Annotated in this window: 11 protein-coding genes; 10 read left to right on the top strand and 1 reads right to left on the bottom strand. The window is 69.8% G+C overall.

Going from position 1 to position 14,034, the window contains the following annotated elements; translation table 11 throughout:
* The first annotated feature begins 72 nt into the window (after window positions 1-72).
* The 9 genes from ftsW (at window position 73) to AB0M67_RS04060 (ending at window position 8,829) form a co-directional block, all read left to right on the top strand.
* Complete coding sequence (gene ftsW, locus AB0M67_RS04100; protein WP_365742360.1) at window positions 73-1,584, top strand: putative lipid II flippase FtsW; 1,512 nt, start codon at window positions 73-75, stop codon at window positions 1,582-1,584.
* A 6-nt stretch (window positions 1,585-1,590) separates the two neighbouring features.
* Window positions 1,591-2,685: an undecaprenyldiphospho-muramoylpentapeptide beta-N-acetylglucosaminyltransferase gene (murG, locus tag AB0M67_RS04095; RefSeq protein ID WP_030353511.1), complete on the top strand. Its 1,095-nt coding sequence runs from the start codon at window positions 1,591-1,593 to the stop codon at window positions 2,683-2,685.
* A gap of 22 nt (window positions 2,686-2,707) precedes the next feature.
* A complete protein-coding gene (locus AB0M67_RS04090; protein WP_365742358.1) occupies window positions 2,708-3,511 on the top strand; it encodes an FtsQ-type POTRA domain-containing protein in 804 nt (267 codons plus the stop codon).
* A gap of 276 nt (window positions 3,512-3,787) precedes the next feature.
* Complete coding sequence (ftsZ, locus tag AB0M67_RS04085; RefSeq protein WP_365742356.1) at window positions 3,788-4,999, top strand: cell division protein FtsZ; 1,212 nt, start codon at window positions 3,788-3,790, stop codon at window positions 4,997-4,999.
* Window positions 4,996-5,724 (top strand): peptidoglycan editing factor PgeF, encoded by a 729-nt coding sequence (gene pgeF / locus AB0M67_RS04080; RefSeq protein WP_365742355.1) that lies wholly within the window; start codon window positions 4,996-4,998, stop codon window positions 5,722-5,724. Before ftsZ ends, pgeF begins: the two co-directional genes overlap by 4 nt.
* Window positions 5,725-5,731: 7 nt before the next feature.
* Window positions 5,732-6,451 carry a YggS family pyridoxal phosphate-dependent enzyme gene (locus AB0M67_RS04075; RefSeq protein ID WP_365742352.1) on the top strand — a complete coding sequence of 240 codons (720 nt, stop codon included), beginning with the start codon at window positions 5,732-5,734 and terminating at the stop codon, window positions 6,449-6,451.
* A gap of 123 nt (window positions 6,452-6,574) precedes the next feature.
* Window positions 6,575-7,186, top strand: a complete 612-nt coding sequence (gene sepF, locus AB0M67_RS04070; protein ID WP_365742350.1) for a cell division protein SepF — start codon at window positions 6,575-6,577, stop codon at window positions 7,184-7,186.
* Window positions 7,187-7,277: 91 nt separating this feature from the next.
* Complete coding sequence (locus tag AB0M67_RS04065) at window positions 7,278-7,574, top strand: YggT family protein (protein ID WP_129766844.1); 297 nt, start codon at window positions 7,278-7,280, stop codon at window positions 7,572-7,574.
* Window positions 7,575-7,623: 49 nt separating this feature from the next.
* On the top strand, window positions 7,624-8,829 hold the full coding sequence (locus AB0M67_RS04060; RefSeq protein WP_365742348.1) for a DivIVA domain-containing protein: 1,206 nt from the start codon (window positions 7,624-7,626) through the stop codon (window positions 8,827-8,829).
* A 614-nt stretch (window positions 8,830-9,443) separates the two neighbouring features.
* Here the strand turns inward: AB0M67_RS04060 and ileS are convergent.
* Entirely contained in the window at window positions 9,444-12,593 is a 3,150-nt protein-coding gene (gene ileS / locus AB0M67_RS04055) for an isoleucine--tRNA ligase (protein WP_365742856.1), read from the bottom strand.
* A 569-nt stretch (window positions 12,594-13,162) separates the two neighbouring features.
* Between ileS and AB0M67_RS04050 the strand changes: the two genes are divergently transcribed.
* Window positions 13,163-13,987, top strand: a complete 825-nt coding sequence (locus AB0M67_RS04050) for a TraR/DksA C4-type zinc finger protein (protein ID WP_365742347.1) — start codon at window positions 13,163-13,165, stop codon at window positions 13,985-13,987.
* The last annotated feature ends 47 nt before the right edge of the window (window positions 13,988-14,034 follow it).

The following is a 14,034-nucleotide window of genomic DNA, read 5'->3' as shown; positions in this document are numbered from 1 at the left end:
CGCAGCAGCAGGCCGCAGCCCACTGACCACCCGCGCCAGCCGCGCCAGGCACGACTGGAGGGGACAGCGACGATGCCGGCCGACGACACCGGGGACCGAGATCCGCGGCCCGCGCCGGGGCCTGTCCGGCGCGGCTGGGGCTACCTGGAGGCATTTCCGGGCGCCCCCGCTCTCGCGGGGGCGCCAGGTGGTGTGAACACCCCCGAGGAGAGCGCGCACGCCGGTGCGGACGCCCGCGCGGGGCGTCTGACCGGGCTTGTGCTGCGCGGCCGGGCGGGCGGAGCCGCCGTAGGGCAACCGCCCACCGCCCGGCGCGGAGGCGGCAGGAGCGGCGCCCCCCGCCGGCCGCGCGGCGGCCCCCGGCGCTTCTTCGAGCGGATGCGCCGTGCCTGGGACCGGCCGCTCACCGCGTACTACCTGATCCTCGGCAGCGGTCTGCTGATCACCGTGCTCGGTCTGGTGATGGTGTACTCCGCGTCGATGATCTACGCGCTCCAGCTGTCGCTGCCCTCCACGTACTTCTTCCGCAAGCAGTTCCTCGCGGTGGTCCTCGGCGCCGGACTGCTGCTGCTCGCCTCCCGGATGCCGATCAAGCTCAACCGCGCGCTCTCGTACCCGGTCCTGGTCGGGACGGTCTTTCTGATGGTGCTCGTCCAAGTCCCGGGGATAGGGCGGTCCGTCAACGGCAACCAGAACTGGATCTATCTGGGCGGCCCGTTCCAGCTCCAGCCCAGCGAGTTCGGCAAGTTGGCGCTGATCCTCTGGGGTGCTGATCTGCTTGCCCGTAAACACGACAAGCGGCTATTGACCCAGTGGAAACATCTGCTGGTGCCGTTCGTACCGGTCGCCCTGATGCTGCTCGGACTGATCATGCTCGGCGGCGACATGGGGACCGCGATCATTCTCACGGCGATCCTCTTCGGACTGCTCTGGCTGGCGGGCGCCCCCACCCGGCTCTTCGCCGGTGTGCTGGCGGTCGCCGGGGTGATCAGCTTCGCGCTGATCAAGACCAGCGAGAACAGGCTGTCGCGGTTCTCCTGCGTCGGCGCGATCGATCTGGGCCCGGACGGGGAGTGCTGGCAGGCGGTCCACGGGATCTACGCGCTGGCGTCCGGCGGATGGTTCGGTTCCGGCCTCGGCGCGAGTGTGGAAAAGTGGGGTCAACTGCCCGAACCGCACACCGACTTCATTTTCGCCATCACCGGGGAGGAACTGGGTCTGGCGGGGACGCTGTCGGTACTCGCACTGTTCGCGGCTCTAGGCTATGCGGGTATCCGCGTGGCCGGACGCACGGAGGATCCCTTCGTGAGGTACGCCGCGGGAGGTGTGACCACCTGGATCACGGTGCAGGCCGTGATCAACATTGGTGCGGTGCTCGGCCTGCTGCCGATCGCCGGAGTCCCGCTCCCGCTGTTCTCCTACGGAGGGTCGGCCCTGCTGCCGACCATGTTCGCTATCGGGCTGCTGATCGCGTTCGCGCGAGAGGATCCCGCCGCGAAAGCGGCCCTGGCCATGCGACGGCCCGGGGTGAGATGGAAGACGATGAGACGGCGCGTCAAGAAGCGTCCGTCCGGAGAGCGGTGAATTTCGGTGCATGTCGTACTCGCCGGTGGGGGGACCGCCGGCCACATCGAGCCCGCGCTCGCCCTCGCGGACGCCCTGCGCAGGCAGGACCCCACCGTGGGGATCACGGCCCTCGGCACGGAGCGCGGACTGGAGACCAGGCTCGTACCGGAGCGGGGGTACGAACTGGGGCTGATCCCCGCCGTACCGCTGCCGCGCAAACCCACGCCCGAACTGATCACCGTCCCCGGGCGGCTGCGCGGCACGATCAAGGCCGCCGAGCAGATCCTGGAGCGGACCAAGGCGGACTGTGTGGTCGGCTTCGGCGGCTATGTCGCGCTGCCCGGCTATCTGGCCGCCAAACGGCTCGGAGTGCCGATCATCGTCCATGAGGCCAACGCCAGGCCCGGGCTGGCCAACAAGATCGGTTCGCGGTACGCGGCCGGTGTGGCCGTCTCCACCCCGGACAGCAAGCTGCGCGGCGCCCGCTACATCGGCATCCCGCTGCGCCGCACCATCGCCACCCTCGACCGGGCCCGGGTTCGCCCCGAGGCGCGCGCGGCGTTCGGGCTCGACCCCAATCTGCCGACGCTGCTCGTCTCCGGCGGCTCCCAGGGCGCGCGCCGGCTCAACGAGGTGATCCAGCAGATCGCGCCGGTGCTCCAGCGCTCCGGAATCCAGATCCTGCACGCGGTCGGTCCGAAGAATGAAATGCCGCGCGTGGACAACATGCCCGGAATGCCGCCTTATATCCCGGTACCGTATGTGGACCGGATGGACCTCGCGTACGCCGCGGCCGACATGATGCTCTGCCGCGCGGGCGCGATGACCGTCGCCGAACTCTCCGCCGTCGGACTGCCGGCCGCCTATGTACCGCTGCCGATCGGCAACGGTGAACAGCGGCTCAACGCCCAGCCGGTGGTGAAGGCCGGCGGTGGACTGCTGGTCGACGACGCCGAACTGACCCCCGAGTGGGTCCAGAGCCATGTGCTCCCGGTGCTCGCCGATCCGCACCGGCTGTACGAGATGTCCCGCGCGGCCTCCGAGTTCGGCCGTCGGGACGCTGATGATCTGCTCGTAGGAATGGTGTACGAGGCGATCGCCGCACGCCGCCAGGCGTAGCGGCGCAGGGAGGCAGGGGAGCGTGGCCGGACCGACGACCGCCGAGCGTGGCGCCCGACCGCGGTCGGAGTCCGGCCGCCCCGATGAGGGGCCGCCGGGCCGCCGGTTCGGGCTCCCCCGCCTCCGTTTCTCCTCCCGTGTGTTGATCGTTTTCTTCGCCGCGGCCCTGCTGGTCGCGGGCGGCGTCTGGGCGCTGTACGGCTCCTCGTGGCTGCGGATCGAGAAGGTGAACACCTCGGGCACCGACGCGCTCACCCACGCCGAGGTCGTGGCCGCCGCCGCCGTGCCGGTCGGGGCTCCGCTGATTTCCGTCGACACGGACGGGATTGAGGCGCGGCTCCGTCAGAAGCTGCCGCGTATCGACTCGGTCGAGGCGGTCCGTTCATGGCCGAACGGCATCGGGCTGAAAGTGATCGAGCGAAAGCCCGCGTTGCTTCTCAAAAATGGAGCAAAGTTCATCGAAGTGGACGCCGAGGGTGTGCGTTTCGCCACGGTCGAGAAGGCGCCCAAGGATGTCCCCCTCCTTGAATTGGCGGTGGACCGGTCAGCCGCGACGCGACGCTTCGGAACAGAACGGCTCACGCGTGAAGCGGTACGGGTCCACGCCGAACTGCCGGCGAAAGCGGCCAGGGACATCAGGGTCGTACGCGTCCGTTCGTACGACTCGATCTCCCTGGAGCTGACCGGCGGCCGTACGGTGATGTGGGGAAGCGGAGAGGACGGTACGGCCAAGGCGCGTGCGCTCACCGCTCTCATGAAAGCGGTCCCCACGGCGGGGCACTTCGATGTGAGCGCACCCACCGCGCCTGCGGCGTCAGGGAGTTGACGCGCATATGTGCTGGCCAGCACCCTGGTTGGTCAGCGCTATGGGTGATCACATAGGGTGAAAAGAAAAACGGGAGGTTCGGCGTGTTCGTTGAACGTGCGCCACTTGTCGACTTAGTGTCCTGTTCGGAAGAGTCCAAGAAGCGGACACACTGGTAACCCTGAACTTCAACGTGAGGGTTTGGGTCGGCGTTTCGGACCGTCCCATCGGCATCAGTCGTCGCGGCGCCACATCAGCGAAGCGACGACACGTAACTCGAGGCGAGAGGCCTTCGACGTGGCAGCACCGCAGAACTACCTCGCAGTCATCAAGGTCATCGGTGTCGGCGGCGGTGGTGTCAATGCCATCAACCGAATGATCGAGGTCGGCCTCAAGGGCGTCGAGTTCATCGCGATCAACACCGACGCACAAGCCCTGTTGATGAGCGACGCCGACGTCAAGCTCGACGTCGGCCGTGAACTCACCCGCGGCCTCGGCGCCGGAGCGAACCCGGCAGTCGGCCGCAAGGCGGCAGAGGACCACCGCGAGGAGATCGAGGAGGTCCTCAAGGGGGCCGACATGGTCTTCGTCACCGCCGGCGAGGGCGGCGGCACCGGCACCGGCGGCGCGCCCGTCGTCGCCAATATCGCCCGCTCGCTGGGCGCCCTCACGATCGGTGTGGTCACCCGCCCGTTCACCTTCGAGGGCCGCCGTCGCGCGAACCAGGCGGAGGACGGCATCGCCGAACTCCGCGAAGAGGTCGACACCCTCATCGTCATCCCCAACGACCGGCTGCTGTCCATCTCGGACCGCCAGGTCAGTGTCCTCGACGCGTTCAAGTCCGCGGACCAGGTGCTGCTGTCGGGTGTCCAGGGCATCACCGACCTCATCACCACCCCCGGCCTGATCAACCTCGACTTCGCCGACGTCAAGTCCGTGATGTCCGAGGCGGGCTCCGCGCTCATGGGTATCGGCTCGGCCCGCGGCGACGACCGCGCGGTGGCCGCCGCCGAGATGGCGATCTCCTCGCCGCTCCTCGAAGCGTCCATCGACGGCGCCCGCGGTGTCCTGCTCTCCATCTCCGGCGGCAGCGACCTCGGTCTCTTCGAGATCAACGAGGCGGCGCAGCTGGTCAGTGAGGCGGCCCACCCGGAGGCCAACATCATCTTCGGCGCCGTCATCGACGACGCCCTGGGCGACGAGGTCCGGGTCACCGTGATCGCGGCCGGCTTCGACGGCGGACAGCCGCCGACCCGGCGCGAGACCGTACTCGGCGCGGGCTCCACGAAGCGCGACGAACAGCCGGCGCCCTCCCGGTCCTCGGACTCCGGCCGCTCCGGCGGACTGGGCACCGTACCGCCGCGCGAGGACGGCCCGGTCAAGCCCGAGCCCATTCCGACGGTCAACGAGAAGCCGCTCTCCCCGGTGAACCCGCCGCAGGTTCCCCCGGCCCGTCCTTACCAGGACAGCCAGGCCGAGGAGCTGGACGTCCCGGACTTCTTGAAGTGATACGACAGCACGAAACACGGAGCGGCGCGCACTTCGCCTTCACCGACAGGTGGGGCGGGGTGAGCGCCGCTCCGTATGATCAGCTCAATCTCGGCGGCGCGGTCGGCGACGACCCCGGAGCCGTACGCGCCAACCGCGAACTCGCCGCGAAGTCCCTGGCGCTCGACCCCGCGCGGGTCGTCTGGATGAATCAGGTGCACGGCCGCGAAGTGGCCGTGGTCGAAGGCCCCTGGGCGAGCGCGGACATTCCGGCCGTCGACGCGATCGTCACTCAGCGGCACGGACTGGCACTCGCCGTACTCACCGCGGACTGCGTTCCGCTGCTGCTGGCCGACCCGGTCGCCGGGATCGTGGCCGCCGCCCATGCCGGCCGGCCCGGTCTGGTCGCGGGGATCGTACCGGCCGCCGTCGAGGCGATGATCACACTCGGCGCCGAACCGTCCCGGATCACCGCCCGTACCGGACCGGCGGTCTGCGGTCGCTGCTACGAGGTCCCCGAGCGGATGCGCGACGAGGTCGCCGCCGTCGTACCGGAGGCGCACGCCGAGACCAGTTGGTCCACCCCGGCCGTGGATGTCGTCGCCGGGGTCCACGCCCAGCTCGACGCGCTCGGGGTCCGGGACCGGCAGCGCTCGGCGGTCTGCACACTGGAGTCGGACGACCACTATTCGTACCGCCGCGACCGCACCACCGGACGGCTCGCCGGCTATGTCTGGCTGGACTGATAAGCACATGAAGGATCGGAAGACCGAACTCGCCGAGAATCTGGCGATGGTGGAGGAACGTATCTCCTCCGCCTGCGCCGCCGCCGGGCGTCCGCGGGAGGACGTGACCCTGATCGTGGTCACCAAGACCTACCCCGCGAGCGATGTCCGGCTGCTCCATGAACTCGGCGTACGGCACGTCGCCGAGAACCGGGATCAGGATGCCGCCCCCAAGGCCGCTGCCTGTGCGGATTTGTCGCTGACCTGGCACTTTGTTGGTCAATTGCAGACGAACAAAGCCCGTTCCGTAGCCAGTTACGCCGAAGTCGTGCAGTCTGTCGACCGGATCAAGCTGGTTTCCGCGCTCTCCGCCGCCGCGGTGCGCGCGGAGCGTGAGCTGATCTGTCTGATTCAGGTCGCCCTCGACGCCGAGTCCGGCGAACGCGGTGAGCGGGGTGGCACGGCACCCGACGGAATTGAGGAGTTGGCCACAGCGGTGGCCGGTGCACCAGGACTGCGGCTCGGCGGTCTGATGACCGTGGCGCCGCTCGCCGGACCGTACGCGGGACGGCAACAAGCGGCGTTCGGGCGGCTGCTGGAATTCTCATCCCGCCTGCGCGTGGACCATCCGGCTGCGAACATGGTCTCAGCAGGGATGAGTGCGGACCTTGAGGACGCCGTGAAGGCCGGTGCGACACATGTACGCGTCGGTACGGCGGTACTCGGAGTCCGACCCAGCCTCGGGTAACGTCGCGAAGCAAGTCGGACCACAGCAGAAAATATGGTCATTTCGCCAAAAAGCGGACAGACCTAGTGGATCGCGGGCACTTGGTGACGAGGCCGATCCACCACAGAGCGGAGGACTCAGAGCATGGCCGGCGCGATGCGCAAGATGGCGGTCTACCTCGGCCTCGTGGAGGACGATGGGTACGACGGCCGGGGCTTCGACCCCGACGATGATTTCGAACCCGAGCCGGAACCCGAACGGGATCACCGGCGTCACCAGCCCGTGCGTCAGCAGGAGCGGGAAGAGCCGGTGCGGGTGCCCGCGCCGCCCGCGCAGCGCGAGCGCGAGCCGGTGTCGCTAGCGGCAGAAAGCGGACGTCCCGCCCGAATCGCCCCCGTGGCGTCCATCACACCTGAACGTCCGAGCCTGGAGAAGAACGCACCGGTGATCATGCCCAAGGTTGTGTCCGAGCGGGAGCCCTACCGCATCACCACACTGCACCCGAGGACCTACAACGAGGCCCGTACTATCGGGGAACACTTCCGTGAGGGCACCCCGGTGATCATGAATCTGACCGAGATGGACGACACCGATGCGAAGCGACTTGTCGACTTTGCCGCGGGACTTGTCTTCGGTCTCCATGGCAGCATTGAGCGAGTGACCCAGAAGGTGTTCCTGCTGTCTCCTGCTAACGTCGATGTCACGGCGGAGGACAAGGCCCGCATCGCAGAGGGCGGGTTCTTCAACCAGAGCTAGGAAGCAGCACCGGGAACGACCCGGTCGAACGGCGGGAAAGACCCGGCGGACGGCCGGACCAGAGTGAGCCAGGGGAGAGGGAAGCAGCGGGATGGGCGTCGCACTACAGGTGGTTTACATCGCGCTGATGTGCTTCCTCATCGTGCTTATTTTCCGGTTGGTCATGGACTACGTCTTCCAGTTCGCCCGCTCATGGCAGCCCGGCAAGGCGATGGTGGTCGTTCTGGAGGCCACCTACACTGTCACGGATCCACCGCTCAAGCTTCTGCGGCGGTTCATCCCGCCGTTGCGTCTCGGGGGCGTGGCACTCGACCTGTCCTTCTTCGTTCTGATGATCATCGTTTACATCCTGATCACGCTTGTGAGCAACCTGGCGAGGGGATTGTGAACGATACGGTCTTGCCGACTGCCGACGACTACGTAGAGGTGAAGTAGAGATGCCGTTGACCCCTGAGGACGTGCGGAACAAGCAGTTCACGACCGTCCGCCTCCGAGAAGGCTACGACGAGGACGAGGTCGATGCCTTTCTCGACGAGGTCGAGGCGGAACTGACCCGCTTGCTCCGCGAGAACGAGGACCTGCGCGCCAAGCTGGCCGCCGCCACGCGTGCCGCCGCGCAGAATCAACAGCAGCAGGGTATGCGGAAGCCTCCTGAACAGCAGGAACGGCCGGGTGCCCCGGTGCCCGCCGCCATATCCGGACCGCCGCAGCAGCAGCAGCCCCCGCAGATGGGTCCGCCCCAGCTGCCCGGTGGTGCTCCGCAGCTGCCCGCGGGTCCGAGTGGGCACGGTCACGGCCCCGGTCCTGGCGGTCATGACCCGCGGGGCCAGCACGGCCCCGGACCGATGGGTCAGGGCGGTCCCATGCAGCAGGGCGGCCCCATGCAGGGTGGCCCGTTGCAGGGCGGTCCCATGCAGGGCGGTCCGATGGGCCAGGGCGGCCCGATGCAGCAGGGCGGTCCCATGGGTGGACCGATGGGCGGCCCCATGGGCGGCCACGGCCCGCAGATGGGGCAGCCCGGTCAGGGCCCCGGCGGCGACAGCGCCGCGCGGGTCCTCTCGCTCGCCCAGCAGACCGCCGACCAGGCGATCGCCGAGGCGCGCTCCGAGGCCAACAAGATCGTCGGCGAGGCGCGCAGCCGTGCCGAGGGTCTTGAGCGGGACGCACGCGCCAAGGCGGACGCGCTGGAGCGGGACGCGCAGGAGAAGCACCGCGTGGCGATGGGCTCCCTGGAGTCCGCGCGCGCGACGCTGGAGCGCAAGGTCGAGGACCTGCGCGGCTTCGAGCGCGAGTACCGTACGCGGCTGAAGTCCTACCTGGAGAGCCAGCTGCGCCAACTGGAGACCCAGGCCGACGACTCGCTGGCCCCGCCGAGGACCCCGGCGACCGCGTCGCTGCCGCCGTCGCCGTCCATGGCCCCGGCCGGTGCGGGCGCGATGGGACACAGCATGGGTGGCAACCCGTCCATGGGCGGTTCCATGGGCGGCCACACGCCCTCGCCGGGCCCGTCGTACGGCGGTCAGCAGCAGATGTCGCCGGCGATGACCCAGCCGATGGCACCGGTGCGGCCGCAGGCGCCGCAGCCGATGCAGCAGGCGCCGTCGCCGATGCGGGGCTTTCTGATCGACGAGGACGACAACTGAGGGCGGTTTGCGCGTGAGCAGCGCGTAGCCGTCGGCAGGCTGGGGGCTGGGCCCGGGGTTTTTACCTCGGGCCCAGCCCTTTTTGTGGGCGGGGGGTGGGTGTGGGTGCGGTGGCTGGTGCGGGTGCTGGCCGCTGCGCGGGGCTCTCCCCTGACCCGCCCCTTCCCGAAACCGGGGCGCTGCCCCGGACCCCGGTCCCACCGTTCCGGTGGGGCGCGGACAGCGGGCGGGGCCCGCGTCCCGAGTGCGCCGGCTTCGCGGCGCCAGCCCCGGGCCCGTGGGGTGCGGACGGTGGGGCGGGACCCCGCGTCCCGGGTGCGCCAGGTTCGTGGCGCAAGCCCTCCGCGCTCGTGGGGCGCGGCGTTGCGGACGGCAGGGCGAGGTCCGCGTCCTGGGTGCGCCGGCTTCGCGGCGCGAGCTCTCGCGTTCGTGGGGCGCGGCGTTGCGGACGGCAGGGCGGGGTCCGCGTCCTGGGTGCGTCGGCTTCGCGGCGTTGCCGACGGCGGGCGGGATCCCGCGTCCCCGGGTGCGTCGGCTTCGCGGCTGGGGCTTCGGTATCCGGTCGCCGAACGGCCCGGACCGGGGATGCCGGGCCGGGCCGTTCAAGGGGTGCGTCAGATCTTGCGCAGGTGGAACGTGAGGGACAGGCCCTCGTCCGTGAAGGCCGTGCCGTACGCCTCGTCCGCTTCGCCCGTGGCGAAGTCGCCCGCCAGGACCTCCTCGGAGATCAGCGGGGCGTGGGCCGTCAGGGCCTCCGTGGTGGCCGGGGACGACGCCGTCCAGCGGACCGCGATGCGGTCGGCCACGTCGAGGCCGCTGTTCTTGCGGGCCTCCTGGATGAGGCGGATCGCGTCACGGGCCAGGCCCGCGAGGCGCAGTTCCGGGGTGATCTCCAGATCCAGGGCGACCGTCGCGCCGGAGTCAGAGGCGACCGACCAGCCCTCGCGCGGGGTCTCGGTGATGATCACCTCGTCGGGGGCGAGCGAGATCGTCTCGCCGTCCACGGTCACCGTGGCCGTACCGTCGCGCAGGGCGGCGGAGAGGGCCGCCGCGTCCGCTTCGGCGACGGCCTTGGCCACCGCCTGGACGCCCTTGCCGAAGCGCTTGCCCAGCGCGCGGAAGTTCGCCTTGGCCGTGGTGTCGACCAGCGAGCCGCCCACCTCGGCGAGCGTCGCCAGTGAGGAGACGTTCAGCTCCTCGGTGATCTGGGCGCGCAGCTCGGCGGAGAGGTCCTCGAAGCCCGTCGCCGCGATCAGCGCGCGGGACAGCGGTTGGCGGGTCTTCACGCCCGACTCGGCGCGCGTCGCGCGGCCCAGCTCGACCAGCCTGCGCACCAGCGTCATCTGCCGCGAGAGCGCCGGATCGATCGCCGTGAGGTCGGCCTCCGGCCAGCTCGCCAGATGGACCGACTCCTCCGCCTCGGCCGTCACCGGCGCGATCATGTCCTGCCAGACCCGCTCGGTGATGAACGGGGTCAGCGGGGCCAGCAGCCGCGTGACCGTGTCGATCACCTCGTGCAGCGTGCGCAGCGCCGCCTTGTCGGCCCCCCAGAAGCGGCGACGCGAGCGGCGTACGTACCAGTTGGAGAGATCGTCGACGAAGGCCGAGAGCAGCTTGCCGGTGCGCTGGGTGTCGTACGCCTCCATGGCCTGGGTGGTCTGGTCGACCAGCGCGTGCAGCTCGCTCAGCAGCCAGCGGTCGAGCAGCGGGCGGTCCGCCGGCGCCGGATCGGCCTCGCTCGGCGCCCAGTTGGCGGTGCGCGCGTACAGGGCCTGGAAGGCGACCGTGTTCCAGTACGTGAGCAGCGTCTTGCGGACAACCTCCTGGATCGTTCCGTTGCCGACGCGGCGGGCCGCCCACGGGGAGCCGCCGGCCGCCATGAACCAGCGGACCGCGTCCGCGCCGTGCTGGTCCATCAGCGGGATCGGCTGGAGGATATTGCCCAGGTGCTTGGACATCTTGCGGCCGTCCTCGGCGAGGATATGGCCGAGGCAGACCACGTTCTCGTACGACGACTTGTCGAAGACCAGCGTGCCGACGGCCATCAGCGTGTAGAACCAGCCGCGCGTCTGGTCGATCGCCTCCGAGATGAACTGCGCCGGGTAGCGCTTCTCGAAGAGGTCCTTGTTCTTGTACGGGTAGCCCCACTGCGCGAACGGCATCGAACCCGAGTCGTACCAGGCGTCGATGACCTCCGGGACCCGGACGGCCTCCAGTGAACAGCCCTCGGTGGGGCAGCCGAACGTGACCGCGTCGATGAACGGGCGGTGCGGATCCAGCGCCGACTGGTCGGTGCCCGTCAGCTCGCTCAGCTCCGCGCGCGAGCCCACGCACGTCAGATGGTTGTCCTCGCAGCGCCAGATGGGCAGCGGGGTGCCCCAGTAGCGGTTACGGGACAGCGCCCAGTCGACGTTGTTGTTCAGCCAGTCCCCGTACCGGCCGTGCTTGACCGAGTCCGGGAACCAGTTGGTCTTCTCGTTCTCCTCCAGCAGCCGGTCCTTGATGGCCGTCGTACGGATGTACCAGGACGGCTGCGCGTAGTAGAGGAGCGCGGTGTGGCAGCGCCAGCAGTGCGGATAGCTGTGCTCGTAGGGCACATGGCGCAGCAGCAGGCCGCGCTCGCGCAGGTCCTCGGTGAGCGCTTCGTCCGCCTTCTTGAAGAAGACCCCGCCGACCAGCGGGACGTGCTCCTCGAACGTGCCGTCGGGACGGACCGGGTTCACGACCGGAAGGCCGTACGCGCGGCAGACCTTGAGGTCGTCCTCGCCGAAGGCCGGGGACTGGTGGACCAGACCCGTACCGTCCTCGGTCGTGACGTACTCGGCGTTGACGACGTAGTGCGCCTCGGTCCCGTCCGGGAAGTCGATCAGCGTGAAGGGGCGGTCGTATGTCCAGCGCTCCATCTCGCGGCCGGTGAACGACTCGCCGGTGGTCTCCCATCCCTCGCCCAGCGCCTTCTCCAGCAGCGGCCGGGCGACGACGAGCTTCTCCTCGCCGTTCGTCGCGACGACGTACGTCACGTCGGGGTGCGCGGCGACGGCGGTGTTCGAGACCAGGGTCCAGGGGGTGGTCGTCCAGACCAGCAGCGCCGCCTCGCCCGCGAGGGGGCCCGAGGTGAGCGGGAAGCGTACGAAGACGGAGGGGTCGACGACCGTCTCGTACCCCTGCGCCAGCTCATGGTCGGACAGGCCCGTCTGGTCGCGCGGACACCAGGGCGCGACGCGGTAGTCCTGGACCAGCAGGCCCTTGTTGAAGATCTCCTTCAGCGACCACCAGACGGACTCGATGTACTCCGGGTCCATCGTCCGGTACGCGTCGTCCAGATCGACCCAGTACCCCATGCGGGTCGTCAGCTCGGCGAAGGCGTCGGTGTGCCGGGTGACGGACTCGCGGCACTTGGCGTTGAACTCCGCGATGCCGTACGCCTCGATGTCCTTCTTGCCGGTGAAGCCCAGCTCCTTCTCGACGGCCAGCTCCACGGGCAGGCCGTGACAGTCCCAGCCGGCCTTGCGGGCGACGTGGTAGCCGCGCATGGTGCGGAAGCGCGGGAAGACGTCCTTGAAGACACGGGCCTCGATGTGGTGCGCGCCGGGCATGCCGTTGGCGGTGGGCGGGCCCTCGTAGAAGACCCACTCGGGGCGGCCCTCGGACTGTTCGAGGGTCTTGTCGAAGACCTTGCTCTCGCGCCAGAAATCGAGCACGGCGTGCTCCAGCGCGGGCAGGTCGACCTGGGCGGGCACCTGGCGGTACTGGGGCGGGGTCACTGGTGTCATGGGGCGCTTCCTCCGGCGGAACTGCGGCATCTCCGTCGGAGGGACGAGAGCACTGCTCCCGCGGTACCACCCTCCTTGGCCCCGGGCGTGCGCCGCCCGCGGCCCCCTCATTGGGGTCGCGCTGCCGGTTCTACTCGCTCCGGTGGGACCGGGGCTTTCTTCCGGCGGCTCCGGGGTGATGCTTCACCTCGCGCTCTGCCCCCGGGCTCTCACCGTCCCCGGGTCGCTCATGGCCGCGTACGACGCTACTCGTCCCCATCCACGCCTTTCGCTGGCCCCAGTGTACGGGGCGGGGCGGGACGCGGCCGACCGGATTTCGCGGGGAGCGCCGTACGGCCGAGCGTATGACCCGAATGGTTATACCGGCCCCGGAGGGCTCGGCCGCGGCACCTCGGCGGATTACCGGGCGGCGAGCTGGGCACAACGGATGCAGGCTGGTCTTGTCGCAGACGTGGGGAGGGTCGATCCGGCGGCGTGCCCCGTTGCCGCGGGGCTGGGGTCGATTTATCGTCCCAGCACGATTCGCGAGCAAGATCACCCTATGTGAAGGGGCCGCGGCCATGGTGGCGAAGAAGACCGCCGCGAAGAAGACGACCGCGGCGAAACCGGCGACCGAGAGCGCGGCCAGGACCACGGCGAAGGCCACAGCGAAGTCGGCGGCGAAGAAGACACCGGCCAAGAAGGCGGCGGCCAAGAAGGCACCGGCGAAGAAGTCCGCGGCGAAGAAGGCGACCAAGAAGGCACCGGCGAAGAAGACGGCCGCGAGGAAGTCCGCGGCCAAGAAGGCGCCGCCCGGCCGGGCGGGCGCCGACGAGACCGCGAAGAAGGCCGCGCCCGCGGCCGAGGGGGCGGCCCAGGCCGCGGAACAGACGGGAGCCAGCACGGTGGGAGCGAAGAAGACCGCGGACGGCGGGGGCACGGCGGCCGGCCGGCGTGGATCGGGGGCCGCGACGGCGCTCCCCACCGCGCGCGCCGCCGCCACACCCCCGCAGGAGCTGGCCGTACGGCCGGGCGAGGATCCCTGGACGCCGGAGGAGGTCGCGGCGGCCCGTGCCGTGCTGGAGAGCGAGGCGGCCAGACTGCGCGCCGAGATCACCTCGTCCGAGACCGCGCTGGCCGGGCTGATGCGGGACTCCGGGGACGGCGCCGGTGACGACGACGCGGACACCGGCACGAAGAACATCACGCGGGAGCACGAGATGTCGCTCGCCGCCAACGCCCGCGAGATGCTGGAGCAGACCGAGCGCGCGCTCCAGCGGCTCGACGCCGGTACGTACGGGCTCTGCGAGATCTGCGGAAAGCCGATCGGCAAGGCAAGGATGCAGGCGTTCCCCCGGGCCACACTCTGTGTGGAGGACAAGCAGAAACAGGAACGTCGAGGCTGAACGCGTACGCGTGTGCCGTACGCTCGTCCTCAGTCAGGTACCTAGAG

The sequence above is a fragment of the Streptomyces sp. NPDC051662 genome (genome assembly GCF_040681655.1).
Taxonomy (GTDB): domain Bacteria; phylum Actinomycetota; class Actinomycetes; order Streptomycetales; family Streptomycetaceae; genus Streptomyces.
This window is presented reverse-complemented; position numbering and strand designations above follow the sequence as displayed.

Coding starts and splice junctions, on each gene's coding strand:
- ftsW (WP_365742360.1), top strand. CDS start 73: ATGCCGGCCGACGACACCGGGGACCGAGATCCGCGGCCCGCGCCGGGG.
- AB0M67_RS04075 (WP_365742352.1), top strand. CDS start 5,732: ATGAAGGATCGGAAGACCGAACTCGCCGAGAATCTGGCGATGGTGGAG.
- sepF (WP_365742350.1), top strand. CDS start 6,575: ATGGCCGGCGCGATGCGCAAGATGGCGGTCTACCTCGGCCTCGTGGAG.
- AB0M67_RS04065 (WP_129766844.1), top strand. CDS start 7,278: ATGGGCGTCGCACTACAGGTGGTTTACATCGCGCTGATGTGCTTCCTC.
- AB0M67_RS04060 (WP_365742348.1), top strand. CDS start 7,624: ATGCCGTTGACCCCTGAGGACGTGCGGAACAAGCAGTTCACGACCGTC.
- AB0M67_RS04050 (WP_365742347.1), top strand. CDS start 13,163: ATGGTGGCGAAGAAGACCGCCGCGAAGAAGACGACCGCGGCGAAACCG.